The sequence below is a fragment of the Flagellimonas algarum genome, from assembly GCF_040513375.1.
GTDB lineage: Bacteria > Bacteroidota > Bacteroidia > Flavobacteriales > Flavobacteriaceae > Flagellimonas_B > Flagellimonas_B algarum.
Genome location: NZ_JBEVTG010000002.1, coordinates 692,075 through 713,624 on the forward strand (window position 1 = coordinate 692,075; position 21,550 = coordinate 713,624).

The window sequence follows — 21,550 nt, forward strand, 5'->3', positions numbered from 1 at the left end:
CGTTTGCTAGCAGATCACGCAATAACCGGGATCATCAGTCAGGTTCTCACCCGGATTACGCCAATATCCGATCCCGTCGATCAACTCATCTGCATTCTCTGGGCCCCAGACCCCCGCCGCATAGCCGTACATACGAATGTCCTTTCCGCTCGCCCAATATTCCAAAATCGGATCGACGAATTCCCAAGCGGCCTCGACCTCATCGGCACGGGCATACAGGGTGGCATCGCCTTGCATGGCATCGAGCAATAGACGCTCATAGGCTTCCATGACATGGGTCTCGGCCAAACTCGAATAGTAGAAATCGAGGTTCGCCCGCTCGACCTTGAAGCCTTGGCCGGGTACTTTGACCCCGAATTTGATCAATACCCCTTCGTTCGGTTGGATCCGGATGACCAATTTGTTGTCTTTGCTATCCATACCCGAATCCTGGAAGATCTGATGGTGGGGCGTTTTGAAATGGATGACTACTTCCGTGACCTTGGTCGGCATCCGCTTGGCGGTGCGCACGTAAAACGGCACGTCTTTCCAACGCCAGTTGTCGACAAAGAACTTCAGGGCGGCATAGGTTTCGGTGGTCGAATTGGGATCGACCCCATCTTCTTCACGATACCCCTTCACCTTTTCACCATTGATTTCAGAGGCGACGTATTGTGCCCTTATGGTATGGTCGTATATGGTCTGATCATCACTCATGATACGCAATGATTTCAAGGCCTTGACCTTTTCGTTCCGGATTTCCTCGGGTTGATTGCTGATCGGGGGTTCCATCACGATCAGACTGACAATCTGCAAAAGGTGGTTTTGGAACATATCGCGCAAGGCCCCTGATTTGTCATAATAGCCTCCACGTTTTTCGACCCCGACGCTTTCGGCATTGGTGATTTCGACATGGTGGATGTAATTGCGGTTCCAAAGCGGCTCGAAAATGCTATTCGCAAAGCGGGTCACCAGGAGGTTTTGAACCGTTTCCTTGCCCAGGTAATGATCAATGCGATAAATCTGTGGTTCGGTAAAATATTGCTGTAGCCCTTGATTTAAGTTCTTGGCCGTTTCGAGGCTGTACCCAAACGGTTTTTCAACGATCAAGCGTTTCCAACCATTGTTTTGGGTGTTCAAGGCCACTTCGGCCAGGTTCTTGGCAATGGTCTCGTATAAGGTGGGCGGCGTCGACAAGTAATAGATGATATTGCCGGCCGTACCATATTTCGAATTAAGGTCTTCGATGCGCTTGCGCAAACGGCCATAGTGGGTATCGTAGTCGCCACCGAGATCTTCATAAAAGAATTTATCCGAAAAGCCTTTGATGTAGTTCTCCTTCAGATCTTCCAAGCGGGTCTTTAGGTACGGGCTTTCCAACACTACCTTGTTTCTAAAGGCCTTATCGGTGAGGTCGCTACGACTTGCGCCCAAGACCACGAAGTTTTCGGGCAACTGTCGTGCCACATACAGGTTGAAAAGGGCCGGCACCAATTTTCGAGCGGTCAGATCCCCTGAGGCCCCGAAAATGACCAACATTTGATTCTCGGTCTTCTTCATTTAAAAAATTTGGAATGCAGTTTATTTGAGTGTAACGAATATAACGTTTATTTTAGGTTTGGTTTAGGATGCCGCACACCCTTAGCGATGTCTTAACAGTGCTCTAAAAACAAAAGAATGGCAAACACCTATGACTTTGGATTGGTCGGCCTTGGCGTAATGGGTCGGAATTTTATTTTGAATGTCGCCGATAATGGCTTTTCGGCATTTGGCAATGATCTGGATGCGGAAAAGGTCGCGGCCTTGATCGAAGAGGGTGGAAACCCCGATAAGGTCAACGCCAGTACCGATGCGGCCACCTTTGTCAACGCCTTGAGCAGTCCACGGAGAATCATGCTGCTCGTGCCGGCCGGCAAGATCGTCGATGCCGTTATCGAAAGTCTATTGCCGCTGCTTGATGCCGGTGATATCATCATCGATGGGGGCAACTCCTTTTTCACCGATACCGATCGCCGTGAGGCCTATCTGAAAGAAAAGGGCATTAACTTTTTCGGGGCCGGGGTTTCCGGTGGTGCCAAAGGGGCGCGTTTGGGACCCAGCATCATGCCCGGTGGATCCCGCGATGCGTACCAATATGTGAAACCGATTTTCGAAGCGGTAGCGGCCAAATACCAAGACGAGCCCTGTGTCACCTATTTGGGCCCTAAATCGGCCGGAAATTACGTGAAAATGGTACACAATGGCATTGAATACGGGCTAATGCAGCTCACTTCCGAAATTTATGACCTACTCAAAAAAGCTGGGGGACTCAGCAATAGTGAGCTCCACCAAACCTATACCACATGGAACCAAGGCCGGTTGCAATCGTTTTTAGTCGAGATCACCGCCGCTATATTCGCCCAAAAAGACGCCTTGACCGATGCGAGCTTGGTCGATATGATCCTCGATAAGGCAAAACAAAAAGGGACTGGTAAATGGACCTCGCAGAATGCGATGGATCTAGGGATACCCGTACCCACCATCGATATTGCGGTCAGCATGCGCGAAATCTCGGCCCTCAAGGAAGAACGGATCAAAGCGGACGCACTCTACGATCGCCCCGATCCAGAAAGCGTGGTCAAGGATACCTTGGTCCAAAAGGCGGAAAACGCCTTGTATTTCGCCTTCATCATGGCGTATGCCCAAGGCATGCACCAACTTTCGGATGCTAGTAAGGAATATGGCTATGAGCTGGATTTGGGTGAAATCGCCAAGATCTGGCGGGCCGGTTGCATCATTCGTGCCGCACTATTGGCCGATATTACGGAAGCCTTCCGTGAAGACCCGAAATTACCCAACCTTTTACTTTCTCCATCGTTCGTTACGAAGGTGCAAGGCACCGTGGATGCTACCCGTGAATTGGTCGCCTATGGGGCCACCAATGGCATCCCCTTGCCCGGGCTGTCGAATGCGTTGACGTATTTCGATGCCTACACCTCGGAGCGACTGCCTTTGAACCTGATCCAAGGGCAACGTGATTACTTCGGTTCGCATACCTATGAGCGTGTCGATCGCGATGGTATTTTCCATACGGAGTGGCAAAAGGGATAGCACCTCCTTGTATCGATCGTCGCAGTAAAGCCTGAATTCCTTAGTTTTACGACACACTGACCATCAATTCGTTGTTCATGCGCAATTGTTGGATTTCCATATGGCTATGCACCTTGACCTTTTCGGTCGTAGGGCAACATGGCGAGTCAACGACCCGAGACCATCGTATCGGTGTGAATATCGGCGCCGCCTCACAGGGGTACTCGCCTTTTGACAATCCGGATTACCAATACGAAAACCGCTTCGTCAAAGTGCAACTTGAAAAAACGATTTACCAACGAAAGGCACAATTGTTGGCGATCCTGGTCGAACCCAGTCTGTATTGGTCGGAACATCGTTTACTGAATCCTTTTTTCATACAGCCCAACCGTGGACCCGACTTTCTTGATCAACGGGCGGCCTATACGGCAAACAAACGTTTTTTGGAATATGCGCTCAACATCGGGTTGCGATGGCAGTTCATGAAAATCGGGCAGCTGCACCCCTACCTTTTGGGAAGCGTCGGGCCCATGTTCGGCACCGAACATACCGAACGGCTTCGAAAAGGATTGGCCTTTTCCGATATTCTTGGTTTGGGTATCCTTTGGCAAGGCGAGGGTATTGCCGTAGACCTACGCTTGGCGATACGGCACTGTTCGAACGCCCAATTGTACTTTCCGAACAACGGGCATAACAGTATTGGTCTGGAAACCGGGTTCTCGCTTGCTTTTTAGCCCTTCGGATTACTTACTCAAATACATCTTGCGCCTTGAGTAAAGGTTGTAGAAGTCATCGTCTTTTAAACTATCGATAAAGAGGATGCTCTCTCCGGTACTCTTCATTTCAGGCCCAAGGTTCTTATTGACGTTCGGGAACTTGTTGAAGGAGAAGACCGGCTGCTTGATGGCATAGCCCTCCAATTCGGGCTTGAACGTAAAGTCCTTGATCTTTTTCTCACCCAACATCACCTTGGTCGCATAATTCACATAAGGCTCCCCATAGGCTTTGGCGATAAACGGCACCGTTCGTGAAGCACGTGGGTTGGCCTCAATAATGTATACGGTATCGTCTTTGACCGCGAATTGGATGTTGATCAAACCGACGGTGTTCAACGCCAGTGCGATCTTCTTCGTATGGTCTTTGATCTGTTGCAAGACGAACTCCCCCAAATTAAAGGCGGGCAAGGTGGCGTTCGAATCGCCGGAGTGGATACCGCAAGGTTCGATATGCTCCATGATCCCGATGATATAGATGTCTTCGCCATCGCAAATGGCATCGGCCTCGGCCTCGATGGCCCCATCGAGATAGTGGTCCAATAACAGTTTGTTGTTCGGTATTTTCCGAAGCAGGTCGACCACATGGGCCTCTAGATCTTCTTTGTTGATTACGATTTTCATTCCCTGTCCACCCAAAACGTAGGATGGTCTGACCAACAATGGGAAACCGAGCTCATCGGCAAGGTCCAATGCTTCATCGGCACTTTCAGCAGTACCGAATCGGGGGTATGGGATGTTATTGTCTTTCAATAAGGTGGAGAAACTACCGCGATCTTCGGCCAAATCCAAGGATTTAAAGCTGGTTCCGATGATGTTGATCCCGTAGCGATCCAATTTCTCGGCCAACTTCAAAGCCGTTTGGCCACCCAATTGCACGATGACGCCCTCGGGCTTCTCATGCAGGATAATGTCGTAGATATGTTCCCAGAACACCGGTTCGAAATACAGTTTATCAGCGGTATCGAAGTCAGTCGATACGGTCTCTGGGTTGCAGTTGATCATGATGGTCTCGTACCCGCATTCGGCGGCGGCGAGCACCCCGTGAACACAGCAGTAATCGAATTCGATCCCTTGACCGATCCGGTTCGGCCCAGATCCCAAGACCACGATTTTCTTTTTATCGGTAACCGCACTATCGTTGGCCACATAGCGTTTGCCATCGGCGGTTTCGATTTCTTCTTCGAAGGTTGAATAATAATAGGGGGTAATGGCCTCGAATTCAGCAGCACAGGTATCGACCAGTTTGTACACCCGATTGATGTTCATTTCCATACGTTTCTTATGCACCTCACTTTCATAGCAATCGAGCATATGGGCAATCTGGCGGTCGGCAAACCCTTTTTGCTTGGCTTCCAATAACAAGGCCTTAGGAAGGCTCTCTACCGTGTATTTGGCGATCTCAAGTTCGAGATGGTGCAGTTCTTCGTATTGTTTCAAGAACCACATATCGATCTTGGTGATCTCGTAGATCCGTTTGAGCGGAATACCCAATTGAATGGCGTCATAGATGACAAAGACTCGATCCCAGCTCGGTACCGTCAACTTTTGGATGATGGTCTCGTAATCGGTATAGCCTTTTCCGTCGGCTCCAAGACCGTTTCGCTTTATCTCTAAGGATTGTGTGGCCTTATGTAAGGCCTCTTGGAACGAACGCCCGATACCCATCACCTCCCCTACGGCCTTCATCTGTAGACCCAAGGTGCGATCCGAACCTTCGAATTTATCGAAATTCCATCTTGGGATCTTCACGATCACATAGTCGATCGTGGGCTCGAAAAGGGCCGAGGTCGACTGGGTGATTTGGTTTTGTAGTTCATCCAAGGTATAGCCAATGGCCAATTTCGCGGCTACTTTGGCAATCGGATATCCGGTTGCCTTGGAGGCCAAGGCCGAAGAACGTGATACCCGCGGATTGATCTCAATCGCGATGATGTCTTCTTTTTCATCAGGACTCACTGCGAACTGCACGTTACATCCACCCGCAAAATCACCGATACTACGCATCATATGGATCGCCATATCACGCATCCTTTGGAAGGTGCGGTCAGAAAGTGTCATGGCAGGGGCTACGGTGATTGAATCACCGGTATGGATGCCCATGGGGTCCATATTCTCAATGGTACAGATGATGACCACATTGTCGTTCTTGTCGCGCAAAAGCTCCAATTCGTATTCTTTCCATCCCATCAAGGCCTTGTCGATCATCACCTCGTGTATGGGCGAGACTTCAAGGGCATGGCTCAATTGGTCGTCGAATTTTTCAGGTTCGTAGACAATGGAAGCCCCAGCTCCCCCGAGGGTAAACGAGGCCCGGATCACTAAGGGAAAACCGAACTCCTGGGCGATTTCCTTTCCTTTCAAAAAAGAAGTTGCAGCAGCTTGTGGCGGCATCCCAATGCCGATCTTCAACATCAACTCGCGGAACTTTTCGCGGTCTTCGGTAATATTGATGGCGTCGATATCGACCCCGATGATCTCTACGTTGAAATCTTCCCAAATACCTTTTTCATCCGCTTCGATACAAAGGTTCAAGGCCGTTTGCCCTCCCATGGTCGGTAAGACCGCATCGATTTGCGGATGCTCCTTCAAGATATCAATGATCGATTTGGTGTTCAGGGGTTTGAGATACACATGGTCGGCCATGGAAGGATCGGTCATGATCGTTGCCGGATTGCTATTGATCAAGATGGTCTCGATACCGTCTTCCCTAAGGGAACGCAGGGCTTGGGATCCAGAATAATCAAACTCGCAGGCCTGACCAATGATGATGGGGCCTGAACCAATAATCAAAATCGATTTGAGATCGTCTCTTTTGGGCATTTTCTAATCGTGTTACTTTGTATTCAATCGCTAAAAATAGGTCAAAAAAAAGGTGCTAATCTTAAAAACTAGCACCTTTAAATTAAAAGTTATTGACACTCATTATTTTTTGTGTCTTGGTTCTGATGAAACAGAAAGTTTCTTTCTTCCTTTTGCCCTTCTTCTGGCAAGAACCTTTCTTCCGTTGGCTGTAGCCATACGTTCTCTAAAACCGTGTTTGTTTCTTCTCTTCCGCTTCGACGGCTGATATGTTCTTTTCATTTTGAAGGATTTATAGGGTAAAAGCCCTCAGGCCTTTTGAAATTCTGGGCGCAAATATACGAAGACTATTAAGTTTGACAAATGCTTTCTAAAAAAAGTTTGTATTAGTTTTGTTGCGGAAATCATAAACCCACCTGATGTCATTTCACTCCATCCGTCTGTTCGTTTTACTCACCCTATTCGGGTTGGGCACCCTAACGGCACAGCACAGTATGGGATATCGGTTGCAAGTCGGTGACGAGTTCAAGATCACCCAGTGGGCCGCACAAGAAATGACGCAGACCCTTGAAGGCAGCAGCCATGTTTTGAACAACGACCTTGAAGGGCGTTTCACCTTTAAGGTACAGGCGGTAGAAGATGGGGTACACACGATCGTGATGACCTTCGATGATTTTGCGATTAAATCGACTTCGAGTATGCAGGGTGAGGTCTTGAACGTTCGGGCCAGTGAGAAAATCGAAGGCGATATCATGTCGACCATATTCAATGCCTTGATCGGCCATGAACTTATCTTAAAGATGGATCGTCAAGGGGCGATATTGGAAACTTCGGGCAGTGATGGACTGATTACCAAAATGATCGCCGCGGCCAATATTACCGATGAGTTCACCATGGCCATGATGCGAAAATCATTGGAAAAGGAGTTTGGGTCGGGGCTTGCCCAGAGTTTTGAACAAATGACCTTCTTCCACCCACCAAAGGCGGTTGCCATCGGGGAAACCTGGCAAACCCGTTATGAAGGGAAAATAGATGCCGAGAATGAATGGACGTTAGAGCAAGTCGCTAATGGGACTACCGCTATCTCGGGTACGGCCAAGGCGACAATGCAAAACCAAGACGATAGCTTATCACTGACGCTTGACGGCAATTTGGAAACCATGATCCAAGCTAAGGCATCAAACGGTTTCATGACTAAAATGATGGTCAAAGGGGAATTCTCCGGAACCTCTGTTATGAATCAATTGGGCAGTGTCGAGATTCCGACCACCCTAAACCAAACAATCACTTACGAATTAATCACGGAATAAATGTTCAATAAAAACTTCAAACTGATCTTAGCGGGTCTGATCATCGCTTACGCAGTATATCAATTCATCGAAGGATACATCGGCAACGGTATTTTCCTAATCCTTCTTTCAGGGATCTTCATTTTCCTGTACTTCAGGAACGAGATCATCTTATTGGCTTTCTTGCGCATGCGGAAGCAGGACATGGAAGGCACCCAAAAATGGCTGTCGAAAATCAAGAACCCCGAAGCGGCCCTGATCACCAAACAACAAGGCTATTACAACTACCTGCACGGCATCATTTATTCCCAAAAGAACCTGACACAGGCTGAAAAGTACTTCAAAAAGGCCCTAAAATTAGGGTTGAACATGGATTATGACGTGGCCATGGCCAAATTGAGCCTTGCCGGTATCGCCATGCAAAAACGACGCAAGCGCGAGGCGACCACGCTTTTGAACGAAGCCAAGAAATTGGATAAGAACAACATGCTGACTGAACAAATCAAGATGATGCAACAGCAAATGAAGCGCATCTAGGCCTTAATCGACCTTGTAATACCCTTTGTTCGGGATTTCGATGACGTACTTTTTGCGCGAGGCATTGTTCAAATGCGGTTCACGCAGCCAAGGATTATGTCTTTTCAATATTTTGTAATTGATCTCATAAAGACCGGCAAAGTCAGCCCAGCTGTTGACAACCGTATCGACTTCGACCGTAAAGGTGGGTACCATTTCGTACAGGTCGGCCTCATCGAGTTCAAAGCCATAATTTTCGGGATGGGAAAGAATCTCCTTAATCGCTAGGATCCGGAACACATAGCGGCCGGTCTCTTGCCCTAAAAGCAAATCGTAGTAATCGTCGACCTTTTGGATGCGCATGTACTTCTGGATGCCGGCAGGCCCCGCATTGTACGCAGCGGCGGTCAGCGTCCAGCTTTTGAATTTACCCTTCCATTTTTTTAGGTACTCACAAGCTGCTTGAGTCGACTTGCGAACGTGATACCGTTCATCGACATTGGCATTCACTTCCAAACCGTATTCTCGGCCCGTACCCTTCATAAAATGCCATAGTCCGGATGCCCCGGCGGGTGATGGCACGTCTATCAAACCACTTTCGGCAACGGCCAAGTACTTAAAATCGTCTGGGATTCCGTTTTTGGCCAAAATCGGCTCAATGATCGGGAAGTACTTATTGGCGCGCTTCATCAATAAAAGCGCGTTCGATTGCCAATAGGTGTTCACCAAGAATTCACGATCGACCCGTTCCATGATTTCAGGGTCGTCTACGGGAACCGGTTCTCCGGCGAAATTCAAGTCCTCAGGTATGGCAATGGCACTGATCCGGTATGCTTCCGATACACTTTTATCGTCTTCCTTATTTTCAATGGCATCGTCGGGCTGAGCATCACCAGAGGCTTGTATGGCATAAACGAAGGTGGCGATGACAAACAAAAAGCCGATGGTGGCCAATACGTTCTTGAGGTACTTCATAGTATTGATTCCTTAATTCCTTTGCAAGATACTACTTCCCGTGAGCTCCTTCCAAAATAATCGCCGGCAAGTGCTCATTGAACCAACGAGCCCTATGGATGATCATCGTATGGGTGCCGTTCTTAACGGATATGCAATCCTTGATGTTTACTATGGGAAACACCGCATCCTTATCTCCATGGATGTGCACCAGGTTTATGGGCGGATCATCTTGCTTCCAATTCACGATCTGATCGATGGCCCAGTCGATGTAGCGACGGTCACGTACCGAGAGGTATTGTTCATACAGGGCCAAGCGTTTGGTCACGGTCTCACCAAAAGCGTATTTGGCCAAAAGCTCCACGTTGTTTACCAGCCCGGTGGGCAAAAGTTTATGGACTTTGGTGTACTTCGCGAAAAGCATACGTTTCGGCAGTTCGGAAGTACGCTTCACACAAGAAACGGCGATGATGCGCTCTACGGCCATATGTTTGGCCATTTCCTGCACCAACATCCCCCCGAAAGAGACCCCAAGGAGAATCGGTTTGCGGTGTTTGATATGTGTTGCCATTTTTTGCGCATACTGCGCCAACGACATTCCGGGGTCGGGAACAAACCATTGCAAACGGATCAGTTCGAACCGATCTTCGGGCAATTTCAAGCCATCGAATATGGATGGATTGGCGGCCATTCCGGGCATGAGGTATATAACGGTCTTCCTGTCGGACATTAGTGTATATGGTCGATTTCCCTAGGAAATTAGGGATTTTTTAACTAATTTTGCCTTCCGTTTGCATCACATCCTACATTTTTTGCACACGGATTTTAGGGGATTAACTACTAGCGGATTACGGGTCTTGACTTCGTAATCTTTTTGTCTAGTCTCAATATTAACTAAACTATATGACTGAAATGGAAATTAAGGACAATAGTTTCTTGCGCCAATTCGAAACCAAAGTCGATGGACATCTTGCCAAGATCGAGTATTCATCCCAAGAGCGAAAGGTATTTTTGACCAAACTGGTCATTCCCGAAGAAATTTCCCAAGAAGGCTTTAAAGAAGACTTCATCAAAGGGGTGTTGCACCAGATCCAAGAACAGAATTTAAGGGTCGTTCCTACAAGTCCACATATCGCGGGCTTTTTGAGAAAAAACAGACAATACAAAGAGATGCTGCCCGTAGGCATCCGCATCTAACGATAAAACCTCCGCAAGGGGGTTTTTTTATACCAAGATATTTTCTTCCGTAAAGGCGAACCGCACCAGTCCGTCAGCATCGATTTCCTTCAATTCCACTTCATGCAGGGTATTCACTAAGGCCGGGTCCCAAGGGGCCTTGACCTTCACGTAGTTTTCGGTAAACCCATGAATGTACCCCGATTTGTTCTCCCCTTCGAAGAGTACGGATCGTTTTGAACCCAATTGACTTTCATAGAACGCACGTCGTTTTTTTACCGAAAGGCCGCGCAACATCTTGCTCCGTTTGTGCCTGATTTGCTTAGGAACCGCGCCTTCCATATCGGCGGCCAAGGTATTGTCGCGTTCGGAATAAGTGAACACGTGCAAGTAAGAGATATCCAATTCGTTCAAGAAATGATAGGTTTCCATGAAGTGTGCATCGGTCTCCCCTGGGAACCCAACGATCACATCGACCCCGATACAGGCGTGGGGCATGACCTTTTTGATCCTTTCGACCCGATCGACATAGAGCTGCGTAAGATAGCGGCGTCTCATTTTCTTCAAAATGGCATCACTGCCACTTTGTAACGGAATATGGAAATGCGGAACGAAGGATTCGCTTTGGGCTACGAAATCGATGGTTTGGTTTTTCAACAGGTTCGGTTCGATGGATGAAATCCGTAAGCGGTGTATGCCCTGAACGGTATCTAAGGCGGTTACCAAATCGAAAAAGGTATGTTCATGCTTCTTGTTTCCGAATTCACCTTTGCCATAGTCCCCGATATTGACTCCGGTCAACACGATTTCCTTGATCCCCTTGGCGGCGATTTCAGCAGCGTTGGTCAATACATTCGACAAGGAATCGCTCCGTGAAATACCCCTGGCCAGAGGAATGGTGCAATAGGTACATTTGTAATCGCAGCCGTCTTGCACCTTTAAAAAGGCTCGGGTTCGATCACCAATGGCATAGCTGCCCACATAGAAATCAGCCTCTTCGATTTCACAGGAGTGTACTTGGCCGAAATCATTCTTCGACAGGTCGTTGATGTAATCGGTAATCTTGAATTTCTCCGTCGCACCAAGGACCAGGTCGACCCCATCGACCGCGGCCAAGGCTTCAGGCTTCAATTGGGCATAACAACCCACAGCGGCGACAAAGGCCTCTGGGTTTTTTTTAAGGGCCTGCCGAACAACGGTTTTAAAACGCTTATCCGCGTTCTCGGTCACCGAACAGGTATTGATGACATAGATATCGGCTACCTCTTCGAAGTCGACACGGTCGAATTGCCGTGCCTCGAAGTCTCTAGCTATCGTTGAAGTTTCTGAAAAGTTGAGCTTACAGCCCAACGTATAAAATGCGACTTTCTTGTTCATCGGTCTACCTCCCATTCAGGCCTGCAAAGATATCAAATTTAAGCTGTTGGTTCTAAAAGGGATAGCCCCTTAATTGCGACGCCATTTTTGGGTCATGCTATAGACGGTTTCCAATATCCGAGCTTCGGTATCGTCGAAATCAACATCCCGACGCCCCATCATGGCCTTAGCGGTCTCAAAAGCTTTTTTGGTCAGGTAGGTCGTAAAACCGGAAGCACTTCCCCAACTGTAACTCGGAACGAAGTTTCGCGGAAAACCGGATCCGAAGATATTGGCACTGACGCCGACCACCGTTCCGGTATTGAACATTACATTGATGCCACATTTACTGTGATCCCCCATGATGAGCCCGCAAAATTGAAGTCCGGTCTTGGCAAACCCTTCCTTTTGGTAGTCCCACAGCCTGACTTCGGCATAATTGTTCTTGAGGTTGGAAGTATTGGTATCGGCACCGAGATTGCACCATTCCCCTAGTACGGAATTCCCTAAAAAGCCATCATGCCCTTTATTGGAATAGGCGAATAGCACTGAATTATTGACCTCACCACCGACCTTGCAATACGGCCCGAAGGTACAGGCACCATAAATCTTGGCCCCCATCTTTAAAATGGCCCCTTCGCCAAGGGCGAGTCCACCCCTGATGATACATCCCTCCATAACTTCGGCTCCAGCGCCGATATAAATGGGTCCGTTGGTCGCATTTAAAATGGAACATTCGACTTTCGCACCCGCTTCCAAGAACACCGCATCCGGATTGATCACGGTATTGGTCGATGATAAAGGTTGCGAACGTCGCCCTTTGGTCAAAAGCGCGAAATCCGCCTTTAAGGCATCGGCATTTTTTGAGAAAATATCCCAGGTATGTTTGATGGTCGCTTCACCGGCATCATAACTGATCGAACGATAGGACGATAGACTGAAGTCGGCCGTCGCGTCTTCCGTAGCATAGGCAACGACCTCCCCATTGGCGATAATGGCTTCACCCAGTTGCAATTGACCCACCAATTCGAGCAAGGTTTCGGTAGGCAGGTAATCCGCGCTGATCACCACGTTGCGAGCTGTGGTGGTAAGCGGGAACTTCTCTGCAAGATAGGCTTCGGTCAGCACGCTGCATGGGGCTCCCAATAGCTTCTCCCATTTTTCACGTAAGGTCAAGATCCCTACCCGAAGTTCAGCTACCGGTCGCGTAAACGTCAATGGAAATAAAGCTTCCCTTGAGGTGCCATCGGAGAGAATGTAGTTCATATGCGTAGCCATATGGTCTAAAAATAAAAACGCCTTCATTAAAAACGAAGGCGTTGTCGGTATATTTTAAGAAAAGGTGCTTATTCGGCTTTCTTTTCCTCTTTGCTGAATTTCTTGTACTTGTTCTTGAACTTGTCGATTCGACCGGCCGTATCGACCAATTTCGTCTTCCCGGTATAATATGGGTGTGATGTTCTCGAAATTTCCAACTTGATCAAAGGGTATTCTACGCCTTCAACCGTAATCGTTTCTTTTGATTCTGCAGTTGACTTGGTGATGAACACGTCGTCGTTCGACATGTCTTTGAAAGCAACCAATCTATAGTTTTCTGGGTGTAAACCTGTTTTCATCGCTGTATCTTCTTAATTCTAGGAATTTTCGAGCTGCAAATTTAGTTATTTTTTGAACAATGCCAACCCCAAAATATTAAAAAAGAAATAATTGTACATTTAGTTGTAACAAAAGTGTGGGATTCCGCACTAACCAATGGTAATCAACTTAAATTTTAATACAATGGAAGGAACTCCTCCGAAAACTGGAAAGTTTTCATTGAATTATGGGGCCCTATTGGGTCTTGTCGGTATTGTTTTCGGCTTTATGCTGTATTCTGCCGATATGCATTATGAGCAAGGCTGGGAAATCAACGCGATCAACCTGGTCATTATGGCGGGTATCATCATTTTCGGTATCGCACAGTTCAGAAAAGCCAATGCCGGGTATTTGACCTTGGGCCAAGCCATGAAAGTGGGCCTCGGTATCGCCTTGGTGGGCTTTGTTATCGGTATCATCTACCAAATGATCTTCATCAATGTCATCGAACCTGAGTTCATGGACAATATGATGGAAATCAGAAAGGCCGAGATGATCGCTCAAAACCCGAACATGACGCAAGAACAGGTCGACAACGCTACGGAAATGATGAAGAAATTCTCAGGTCCGGGCATGATGATCGCTTTCGGTGCCTTGGCCAGTATTTTTTTCGGTGCCATTTTCTCATTGATCGGTGGCCTTATCTTAAAGAAAGCACAGCCGACCTACTAAACCAAAAAGTGGTACTTTTGAGGGAACTTCGCGAATAGGCACATGCAGTTATCTATTGTAATTCCCTTACTCAACGAAAAAGAATCACTTCATGAACTACACGATTGGATCGCTGCGGTTATGCGGTCCAATCGTTTTTTATATGAGGTCATCTTCATCGATGATGGCAGTACCGATGGTTCTTGGCAGGTTATCGAACAATTGGGTGCCGAACATCGGGAAGTCAAAGGAATCAGGTTTCCGAAAAACTTCGGGAAGTCACAGGCTTTACATGCGGGTTTTCGTGAGGCACAAGGTGATGTCGTGATCACCATGGATGCCGATTTGCAAGACAATCCTGATGAAATCCCCGAATTGTACCATCTCATCACAGAGCAAGGTTTCGACTTGGTCTCGGGATGGAAGAAAAAACGGTTCGATTCTTTTTTCGCCAAAAACCTTCCTTCCAAACTTTTCAATTGGGCCGCACGGAAAACCTCCGGGGTCGCGCTACATGACTTCAATTGTGGTTTAAAGGCTTTTCGAAAAGAGGTCATCAAGAATATCGAGGTTTCGGGTGAAATGCACCGCTATATCCCGGTTTTGGCCAAAAGCGCCGGCTTTTCGACCATAGGTGAAAAAGTAGTCAAACACCAAGCCCGTAAATACGGTGAAACCAAATTCGGGGCCGAACGCTTCATCAACGGCTTTCTAGATCTTTTGACCATTTGGTTCGTTTCCAAATTCGGAAAACGCCCCATGCACCTCTTCGGGGCTTGGGGGGTCTTCGTTTTCTTTATCGGCTTCGCTTTTTCGGTATATCTGGGAATCGATAAGCTTTTTTTGGACCCCACCGGACGGTTGATCACCGATCGCCCACAATTCTATATCGCTTTGGTCTGTATGGTTTTAGGTACCCAGCTCTTTCTAGCGGGCTTTTTGGGTGAAATCATCATCAGGGCCAAAAAGAATGTCGAAGGCTATTCGGTAAGCGAAACACTGAACGTTTAACGTTTCAAGGCAAAATAGCCCTTTATGGTGCGGCCATCGGCCAGGGTAAGGTGATACCAATAGTCATCAGCGGGCATCAATCGGTTGTTGAAGGTACCGTCCCAACTTTGGCCTTCACCGAAACTACGCAGTAACTTGCCATAACGATCAAATATCGAAATGGTATAATCGGGGAAAAACTCCTGGTTCATCATCGTCCAGCTATCATTAAAGCCGTCATTATTGGGAGTGAAAAAAGCGGGGGTACCACCGACCAGCACTTCCTGTTCCAATACGGAACATCCGTTGTCAATGGTCAATCTGTAAAGTCCGGGGAATACCCCTCTGAAGATATTGGAATCTTGGTAGTTGCCGCCCCCATCCAATGAAAATCGCAAGCTATCGAGTGCAGAGGCACTATCGGCCAGTACTTCAAGCGAAATGTTCCGTTGAAAGTCATTCACGATGACTTCGTCAAGTACGATTTCAGGCTCTTCGAGCACCTCAAAGGACTGGGTGTACATACAAGGACCATTCGAAAAAACGACATCCACCGTCCCGGTTTGCGTGGCCAAATAAGAGGCAGCTTGACTGCCATCAGGCCATAGATAGCTATCAAAACCCTCAAGGGCGGTCAATTCGGCCCTTCCACGACAAAGACTTACTTGAACCAAGGGTTCGAATTCGGGAGGTTGCGACACGTTGAGCTTCACTTTACCTATAAACGCACAGGCGTCGTTATCCTCTACCCTGAAATACACCTCAAGGGCATCCAAAGGCCCGAAAGTATGCTCTTCCAAGGGCATAGGGTTCTGTTCCAGTACCGCCTCGTCCCTACGTAAAAAAATCTGCAACGAGTCGTAGGCCGAGAAATCAGCGGTCAATTGTTCGTGGACTTCCGTGATATTCACGATGGTCGCGATAACCGCTACCCTTCCCTCACAAATAAACAAGGTGTCGTATTCCCCCAAGTCGGTCATGGGCTCGGCCGTCAATTGGATTTCAACGATGCTAAAGCATTCCGAATTCTCAAAGGCCCTGGCATATATCGTTTGGCCGGGAACCGTATTCACAAAGCCAATGGGGTCCAGTACGTTTTGATTGGCGATCGCATCGGCTTCTTCCAAAAAGAACAAACCGGTGATATCTTCATTCCCATTGTTGAATAACGGAATCGCCTGTCTTAGATTGAAGGTGGTGATGCCATCGTTCACCCCATCGACATCACATTGTACGAGTTCGACCTGACTGTTGACGTTGGGCGTTTCGGCAATTTCGACGAATTCCAAAAACTGTCTTGACGAGCCATTCGCGTATTCCACATCAATCGTGACCGTAAACGTACCATTGGTCGAATAGATATGGGTAGGATTGAGTTCGGTCGAAAAATTCGCGGTTCCGGAAGCGGGATCACCAAAATCCCACTGAATGGCAACGATATTTCCGGTGGATTCCGTGGTAAAGGTGGTCTTGTCCCCTTCGCAAAAGTTTTCGATGGTAACGATGGTCTCGAAAAACGATTGTACGAATGGCGGAAGGCCATAGGTTGCGGCCCGATCACCCAAATTTACGCCATAGGGTCTGAAGTCGGAATCCAAGCCGTCAAGGTTGGGTGTCCGTATCACCGACAATCGCTCGTTCGGTATCGCATGATAGATTTTCTTATCGATACCTATCTGCAAGGCCCCTGCTACAAAGGTGCGTAAAGGCGATCCAAAGTCGTGTACCAAATATTCACTAGCCGTCAGGTTCGGGGCCTGTAAATCGTATTGGGTAATTTGCAATCCGCCCAAAGCCAAGGTATCACCCCTTTGTTCGAGACGAAGGCCACTGGCATATAGCTTGGTCGAATTCGATGAAAACTCCACACCATAATACAGCCGTGTATCACTAACATTAACCGGATTGCTGACCAGTCCAGTGTCTACATCGAAATCAAAAAGATAAAAACCCGCTTCGAATTCCGGCTCAACAATGGTATGGGTAATGGCCAACTTGGTGCCATCAGGTGAAAGTTTCAACGAACCCCTGATATTCTCAAAATCTTCGATCCAAGGACCGACCTGGGAAACCACCGGTGTAGTGTCGACTCCATTTTCGTCGACCCGATAGGCGTAAAATCGATTGGTGAAATGGGTCACTACCCAATAAAAGTCACCGGCCGCATTGCGAACGGCCGAAACCTTTTCGGAACATTGCGGCAAGAGTTCGACGTTCTTGGTAGTAACATCACCAAGGCCCGAATTCCGGCCCATATCGACTACCGAATAGTTAAAACCGTTCGAAGATCCGCTGAGTTGTTGTGCCAAGGCGTCATCAGGAGTGAAAATGTAATAGATGTTCTTATCGACCGGATTCGGCACCACCAAAGCGGATTGGGAGGTCGAAAAGCTACCCCTTAACCCGGTACCATTGGGCATGACTTGATGGTTCTTGTTCCATACGGTCTTCCCTTCGGTATAAAAGAGCAGGTTGCCATTGGCATCGGAAAACGACTCGCAACCTTCAACGGTATTGATCTGGCCATCAAGCAGGGGAACCGGTGCCCCGGAATTGAAGTCCAATCCCGCGTTTTTCCCGAAATACCAATTCGAGGCTTCCCTTTGCCCGTACAGGCCGGTCGCAAAAAGAAGCAAAACGGTGAGGATTCTTTTTCCCATAGCGCTGTAACATAATATTTTTTTCATTCAAAACCCAATTTTACCGATAGTTTAAGAAAAACCGGGTTGAAGCAATATATTCTATCCATTTTCGATTATTGTAAGAAGAAACTGATGTAATTTTGTCTCAGCAGCATGCAATTAACAACCTCTATGGATTCCATTACCGAAAACGCCAAATCGTGGCTTACCGAAGTCTTTGACACCGCAACACAAGAAGAAGTGCGCACTTTGTTGGAAAGTGAGCCCGAAGAATTGAAAGAACGTTTTTACAAAGACCTCGAATTCGGAACCGGTGGGATGCGTGGCGTCATGGGCGTCGGCACCAATCGGATCAACAAGTACACCTTGGGCAAAAGCACCCAAGGACTGAGCAATTATCTCAAGGAAACCTACCCCAATGAATCCTTGAAAGTGGTCATTGCCTATGATTGCAGACACAATAGCGATACCTTGTCACAAGTGGTCGCCGAAGTACTATCGGCCAATGGCATCCACGTGTATCGGTTCTCCGCACTGCGGACCACACCCGAACTATCGTTTGCCGTGCGCCATCTGAATTGTCATGCGGGTATCGTATTGACGGCATCACACAATCCGCCAGAATACAACGGATACAAAGTGTATTGGACCGATGGGGGGCAAATCGTTCCGCCCCAGGACGGGGAGATCATTGCCAAGATCAATGCCTTGGATTTCGGGGATATTAATTTTGAAGCCCGACCGGAATTGATCGAGGCAATCGACACCGAAGTGGACGAGGCCTTTTTCGAAGCTTCGGTAAAGTCGGGGAACTTCGATGCAGCGGGCAAAGATGATTTCAGTATCGTATTCACTTCCATCCATGGAACTTCGATAACGGCCATCCCGGAAGTGCTACGAAGGGCAGGCTATCAAAACGTTACGGTCATTGAGGAGCAGGCAACACCTGACGGTAGTTTTCCGACGGTAAAATCGCCGAACCCCGAAGAACCTGAAGCACTTGCAATGGCCCTCGAAAAAGCGGAGGAAATCGGCGCCGACATGGTCGTCGGAACCGATCCCGATAGTGATCGTTTGGGCATTGCCGTTCGAAACTTGGACGGGAAATTGGAATTGCTCAATGGAAACCAAACCATGGTCTTGATGACCAAATTCTTAATGGACCGCTACAAGGAACAAGGGTTCAAAGGCAACGAATTCATAGCCACCACCATTGTCTCGACTCCCATGATGGAACGGATGGCCAAAGCCTATGGTGTCGAATTCAAAACCGCCTTGACCGGCTTCAAATGGATCGGAAAAATGATCAAGGATTTTCCGGATTCCCATTTTATCGGGGGCGGTGAAGAAAGTTTCGGATATATGGTCGGTGATTTCGTTCGCGATAAAGATGCGGTCACCTCTACCCTCTTGGCCTGTGAGATCGCTGCCCAGGCAAAAGCCAACGGCAGCTCCTTTTATCAAGACCTGATCGATTGCTACGTGCAGTTCGGTTTTTATAAGGAAAAACTGATCTCCTTGACGAAAAAGGGTATCAGCGGTGCCGAGGAAATCAAACAAATGTTGAAGGATTTCAAGGAGAACCCCGTTGCTTCGGTACAAGGCTCGAAGGTAGTTTGGATCGAAGACTACAACACCTCTATTGCGACCAACGTGCAGAGCGGCGAAGAACGGGCGATCGATTTACCGAAGTCGAATGTGCTCATCTACGAAACCGAAGATGGTACGCGAATAGCGGCAAGGCCGAGCGGTACCGAACCCAAAGTGAAATTTTACATCAGTACGAACACCCGATTGGACGACCCTTCGGATTTTAAATCCGTAAATTCGCAGTTGGATACTAAATTGGAAGGTATCCTCGCTGAACTGAATTTATAGCGAATGAATTATTTCAAAAAGATCCTGCGGTTTGCAAAACCGTATCGGTCGTACGCTTTTTTAAATATCTTTTTCAACATCCTGTATTCGATTTTCAATGTATTATCGATCATCATTTTCATACCCACTTTGGGCATTTTGTTCGGGACCCAAGAGCAGGTATTGGAAAAACCGGTATATCAGGGTATGGGCAACCTCAAGGGGTATCTTGAGGGCTCTTTGAATTTCTTTCTTACCGAGAAAGTCAGCGATGAAGGCCCCATGGCCGCCCTGGTCTTTATCTGTATCGCGAGTATCTTCATCTTCTTTTTCAAAAACCTGTTCCGCTATGCGGCCATGTACGTTTTGGCGTTTCTGCGAACGGGTATGGTGAAGGACATCCAAGACAGCTTATACCATAAGACCTTAGGTTTATCGATAGGATATTTTACCGAGGCTCGCAAAGGGGATCTGTTAGCGCGGATGACTTCTGATGTGAAGGAAATCGAGAATTCGATCATCAATTCGCTTGAGGCCCTGGCCCGCGAACCCATTACCATCATCATCGTTCTGATTTCGATGTTGGCCATCAGCGCCCAGCTGACCCTCTTCGTTTTCATCTTTTTACCCATCGCGGGATTTTTGATTTCAGCGGTGGGCAAACGGTTGAAAGCACAGTCGTTGGAGGCGCAGAAAGAGACCGGTATTTTCCTTTCCTTTCTCGAAGAGACCTTGGGTTCCTTAAAGATCATCAAGGGCTTCAATGCCGAAGGGCGGTTCGCTGAACGGTTTACGGGATCGACCTCGAAGTTCAAAAAAATCATGACCTCCGTCTTACAGCGCAAAGGTCTGGCTTCCCCGTTCAGTGAATTTTTAGGGGTCACCGTCGTCATTACGGTATTGTGGTATGGGGGCAGTTTGGTGTTGGGCAATGAAAGCACTTTGACCCCACAAGAATTCATGGGGTATATCGGCCTGTTCTATACGATCATCAACCCGGTGAAATCGATCACTACGGTCAATTACAATATCAAAAAAGGAAATGCCTCCTCAGAAAGGGTTTTTGAGCTCCTTGAAACGGTCAACCCGCTTGTCGAACCTGAGCATCCGAAACGGGTCGATACCCTGGCTGAAGCCTTGGAGTTGAAAAACGTCTCCTTCAAATATGGGGAGGAATACGTACTTCGAGATTTCAACCTCACTGTTAAAAAAGGGCAGACCGTAGCCTTGGTCGGCCAATCCGGTAGCGGAAAGAGTACGGTGGCGAATCTCGTCACCCGTTTTTACGATGTAAACGAAGGGGAAATCACCATAGACGGAACCAACATCACCCAGCTTTCAAAAGAAGGCCTTCGTTCCTTAATGGGCTTGGTCACACAAGATTCGATCCTTTTCAACGATACGGTGAAAAACAACTTGCTGTTGGCCAAACCAGGGGCGACCGAAGCCGAACTCATCGAAGCGGCCAAAATCGCAAATGCCCATACCTTTATCACCGAGTTAGCTGACGGCTACGATACCAATATCGGTGATGGGGGCAACAAATTGAGCGGTGGTCAAAAACAACGGCTTTCCATCGCCAGGGCGGTGCTGAAGAACCCTCCCATCATGATCCTGGATGAAGCCACCTCGGCCTTGGATACCGAAAGCGAACAGTTGGTGCAGGAAGCCTTGGAGAAAATGATGGCCAACCGTACCTCGATCGTGATCGCCCATCGCCTGTCGACCATTCAAAATGCCGATAAGATCGTGGTGTTGCAAAAAGGGAAAATCGTGGAAGAAGGCACCCATCAAGAATTGATGCAGTCGAAAAAAGGCTATAAAAAATTGGTGGAATTACAGACCCTTGCCTAAACACTGG

18 protein-coding genes are annotated in these 21,550 nt (G+C 47.8%); 9 read left to right on the top strand and 9 right to left on the bottom strand.

Annotated elements, in window-relative coordinates; all coding sequences use genetic code 11:
• Positions 1 to 6: 6 nt before the first annotated feature.
• Positions 7 to 1,539: a glucose-6-phosphate dehydrogenase gene (zwf, locus tag ABV409_RS10445; protein WP_353877532.1), complete on the bottom strand. Its 1,533-nt coding sequence runs from the start codon at positions 1,537 to 1,539 to the stop codon at positions 7 to 9.
• 117 nt (positions 1,540 to 1,656) lie between these two features.
• On the opposite strand from zwf, the gene gndA reads away from it, so the two are divergent.
• Both gndA and ABV409_RS10455 read left to right on the top strand, forming a co-directional pair.
• Positions 1,657 to 3,069 carry an NADP-dependent phosphogluconate dehydrogenase gene (gndA, locus tag ABV409_RS10450; protein WP_353877533.1) on the top strand — a complete coding sequence of 471 codons (1,413 nt, stop codon included), beginning with the start codon at positions 1,657 to 1,659 and terminating at the stop codon, positions 3,067 to 3,069.
• Positions 3,070 to 3,146: 77 nt separating this feature from the next.
• Positions 3,147 to 3,782 (top strand): acyloxyacyl hydrolase, encoded by a 636-nt coding sequence (locus ABV409_RS10455; RefSeq protein WP_353877534.1) that lies wholly within the window; start codon positions 3,147 to 3,149, stop codon positions 3,780 to 3,782.
• Positions 3,783 to 3,791: 9 nt separating this feature from the next.
• Here the strand turns inward: ABV409_RS10455 and carB are convergent, their stop codons facing one another.
• A complete protein-coding gene (gene carB / locus ABV409_RS10460; protein WP_353877535.1) occupies positions 3,792 to 6,644 on the bottom strand; it encodes a carbamoyl-phosphate synthase large subunit in 2,853 nt (950 codons plus the stop codon).
• Positions 6,645 to 6,746: 102 nt separating this feature from the next.
• Positions 6,747 to 6,905, bottom strand: a complete 159-nt coding sequence (gene rpmH, locus ABV409_RS10465) for a 50S ribosomal protein L34 (protein ID WP_084598129.1) — start codon at positions 6,903 to 6,905, stop codon at positions 6,747 to 6,749.
• A 137-nt stretch (positions 6,906 to 7,042) separates the two neighbouring features.
• On the opposite strand from rpmH, the gene ABV409_RS10470 reads away from it, so the two are divergent.
• Both ABV409_RS10470 and ABV409_RS10475 read left to right on the top strand, forming a co-directional pair.
• Positions 7,043 to 7,933 (top strand): DUF6263 family protein, encoded by an 891-nt coding sequence (locus ABV409_RS10470; RefSeq protein ID WP_353877536.1) that lies wholly within the window; start codon positions 7,043 to 7,045, stop codon positions 7,931 to 7,933.
• On the top strand, positions 7,934 to 8,449 hold the full coding sequence (locus tag ABV409_RS10475) for a DUF2892 domain-containing protein (RefSeq protein WP_353877537.1): 516 nt from the start codon (positions 7,934 to 7,936) through the stop codon (positions 8,447 to 8,449).
• A gap of 3 nt (positions 8,450 to 8,452) precedes the next feature.
• Here the strand turns inward: ABV409_RS10475 and ABV409_RS10480 are convergent, their stop codons facing one another.
• A complete protein-coding gene (locus ABV409_RS10480; RefSeq protein ID WP_353877538.1) occupies positions 8,453 to 9,403 on the bottom strand; it encodes a lytic transglycosylase domain-containing protein in 951 nt (316 codons plus the stop codon).
• A gap of 31 nt (positions 9,404 to 9,434) precedes the next feature.
• On the bottom strand, positions 9,435 to 10,112 hold the full coding sequence (locus tag ABV409_RS10485) for an alpha/beta hydrolase (protein WP_353877539.1): 678 nt from the start codon (positions 10,110 to 10,112) through the stop codon (positions 9,435 to 9,437).
• Between the two features lie 173 nt (positions 10,113 to 10,285).
• Between ABV409_RS10485 and ABV409_RS10490 the strand changes: the two genes are divergently transcribed.
• On the top strand, positions 10,286 to 10,579 hold the full coding sequence (locus ABV409_RS10490; protein WP_353877540.1) for a GNAT family N-acetyltransferase: 294 nt from the start codon (positions 10,286 to 10,288) through the stop codon (positions 10,577 to 10,579).
• A gap of 27 nt (positions 10,580 to 10,606) precedes the next feature.
• Here ABV409_RS10490 and mtaB read toward each other — a convergent pair whose 3' ends face one another.
• The 3 genes from mtaB to ABV409_RS10505 form a co-directional block, all read right to left on the bottom strand.
• On the bottom strand, positions 10,607 to 11,935 hold the full coding sequence (gene mtaB / locus ABV409_RS10495; protein WP_353878167.1) for a tRNA (N(6)-L-threonylcarbamoyladenosine(37)-C(2))-methylthiotransferase MtaB: 1,329 nt from the start codon (positions 11,933 to 11,935) through the stop codon (positions 10,607 to 10,609).
• Positions 11,936 to 12,004: 69 nt separating this feature from the next.
• The gene (locus ABV409_RS10500) at positions 12,005 to 13,180 is read right to left on the bottom strand and encodes a GlmU family protein (RefSeq protein ID WP_353877541.1); all 1,176 of its coding nucleotides are present in this window, start codon (positions 13,178 to 13,180) and stop codon (positions 12,005 to 12,007) included.
• An 80-nt stretch (positions 13,181 to 13,260) separates the two neighbouring features.
• Complete coding sequence (locus ABV409_RS10505) at positions 13,261 to 13,530, bottom strand: type B 50S ribosomal protein L31 (RefSeq protein ID WP_353877542.1); 270 nt, start codon at positions 13,528 to 13,530, stop codon at positions 13,261 to 13,263.
• A gap of 163 nt (positions 13,531 to 13,693) precedes the next feature.
• Here ABV409_RS10505 and ABV409_RS10510 point away from each other — a divergent pair, with 163 nt between their 5' ends.
• Together ABV409_RS10510 and ABV409_RS10515 are read left to right on the top strand one after the other, a co-directional pair.
• Complete coding sequence (locus ABV409_RS10510) at positions 13,694 to 14,221, top strand: DUF4199 domain-containing protein (RefSeq protein ID WP_353877543.1); 528 nt, start codon at positions 13,694 to 13,696, stop codon at positions 14,219 to 14,221.
• A 42-nt stretch (positions 14,222 to 14,263) separates the two neighbouring features.
• Positions 14,264 to 15,211: a glycosyltransferase family 2 protein gene (locus ABV409_RS10515; RefSeq protein WP_353877544.1), complete on the top strand. Its 948-nt coding sequence runs from the start codon at positions 14,264 to 14,266 to the stop codon at positions 15,209 to 15,211.
• Here ABV409_RS10515 and ABV409_RS10520 read toward each other — a convergent pair.
• Positions 15,208 to 17,877, bottom strand: a complete 2,670-nt coding sequence (locus tag ABV409_RS10520; RefSeq protein ID WP_353877545.1) for a T9SS type B sorting domain-containing protein — start codon at positions 17,875 to 17,877, stop codon at positions 15,208 to 15,210. The two genes, ABV409_RS10515 and ABV409_RS10520, sit on opposite strands and share 4 nt — an antisense overlap.
• 126 nt (positions 17,878 to 18,003) lie before the next feature.
• Here ABV409_RS10520 and ABV409_RS10525 point away from each other — a divergent pair, with 126 nt between their 5' ends.
• Together ABV409_RS10525 and ABV409_RS10530 are read left to right on the top strand one after the other, a co-directional pair.
• Positions 18,004 to 19,710 carry a phospho-sugar mutase gene (locus ABV409_RS10525; RefSeq protein ID WP_353878168.1) on the top strand — a complete coding sequence of 569 codons (1,707 nt, stop codon included), beginning with the start codon at positions 18,004 to 18,006 and terminating at the stop codon, positions 19,708 to 19,710.
• A gap of 3 nt (positions 19,711 to 19,713) precedes the next feature.
• Positions 19,714 to 21,543 (top strand): ABC transporter ATP-binding protein, encoded by a 1,830-nt coding sequence (locus ABV409_RS10530; RefSeq protein ID WP_353877546.1) that lies wholly within the window; start codon positions 19,714 to 19,716, stop codon positions 21,541 to 21,543.
• The last annotated feature ends 7 nt before the right edge of the window (positions 21,544 to 21,550 follow it).

What these genes read in the sequence shown, in the direction of transcription:
- ABV409_RS10530 (WP_353877546.1), top strand. Translation starts at nt 19,714, where the DNA reads ATGAATTATTTCAAAAAGATCCTGCGGTTTGCAAAACCGTATCGGTCG.
- carB (WP_353877535.1), bottom strand. Translation starts at nt 6,644, where the DNA reads ATGCCCAAAAGAGACGATCTCAAATCGATTTTGATTATTGGTTCAGGC.
- ABV409_RS10525 (WP_353878168.1), top strand. Translation starts at nt 18,004, where the DNA reads ATGGATTCCATTACCGAAAACGCCAAATCGTGGCTTACCGAAGTCTTT.
- mtaB (WP_353878167.1), bottom strand. Translation starts at nt 11,935, where the DNA reads ATGAACAAGAAAGTCGCATTTTATACGTTGGGCTGTAAGCTCAACTTT.
- ABV409_RS10515 (WP_353877544.1), top strand. Translation starts at nt 14,264, where the DNA reads ATGCAGTTATCTATTGTAATTCCCTTACTCAACGAAAAAGAATCACTT.
- ABV409_RS10485 (WP_353877539.1), bottom strand. Translation starts at nt 10,112, where the DNA reads ATGTCCGACAGGAAGACCGTTATATACCTCATGCCCGGAATGGCCGCC.
- ABV409_RS10455 (WP_353877534.1), top strand. Translation starts at nt 3,147, where the DNA reads ATGCGCAATTGTTGGATTTCCATATGGCTATGCACCTTGACCTTTTCG.
- gndA (WP_353877533.1), top strand. Translation starts at nt 1,657, where the DNA reads ATGGCAAACACCTATGACTTTGGATTGGTCGGCCTTGGCGTAATGGGT.
- zwf (WP_353877532.1), bottom strand. Translation starts at nt 1,539, where the DNA reads ATGAAGAAGACCGAGAATCAAATGTTGGTCATTTTCGGGGCCTCAGGG.
- ABV409_RS10510 (WP_353877543.1), top strand. Translation starts at nt 13,694, where the DNA reads ATGGAAGGAACTCCTCCGAAAACTGGAAAGTTTTCATTGAATTATGGG.
- ABV409_RS10490 (WP_353877540.1), top strand. Translation starts at nt 10,286, where the DNA reads ATGACTGAAATGGAAATTAAGGACAATAGTTTCTTGCGCCAATTCGAA.
- ABV409_RS10480 (WP_353877538.1), bottom strand. Translation starts at nt 9,403, where the DNA reads ATGAAGTACCTCAAGAACGTATTGGCCACCATCGGCTTTTTGTTTGTC.
- ABV409_RS10520 (WP_353877545.1), bottom strand. Translation starts at nt 17,877, where the DNA reads ATGAAAAAAATATTATGTTACAGCGCTATGGGAAAAAGAATCCTCACC.
- ABV409_RS10470 (WP_353877536.1), top strand. Translation starts at nt 7,043, where the DNA reads ATGTCATTTCACTCCATCCGTCTGTTCGTTTTACTCACCCTATTCGGG.
- ABV409_RS10475 (WP_353877537.1), top strand. Translation starts at nt 7,934, where the DNA reads ATGTTCAATAAAAACTTCAAACTGATCTTAGCGGGTCTGATCATCGCT.
- rpmH (WP_084598129.1), bottom strand. Translation starts at nt 6,905, where the DNA reads ATGAAAAGAACATATCAGCCGTCGAAGCGGAAGAGAAGAAACAAACAC.
- ABV409_RS10505 (WP_353877542.1), bottom strand. Translation starts at nt 13,530, where the DNA reads ATGAAAACAGGTTTACACCCAGAAAACTATAGATTGGTTGCTTTCAAA.
- ABV409_RS10500 (WP_353877541.1), bottom strand. Translation starts at nt 13,180, where the DNA reads ATGAACTACATTCTCTCCGATGGCACCTCAAGGGAAGCTTTATTTCCA.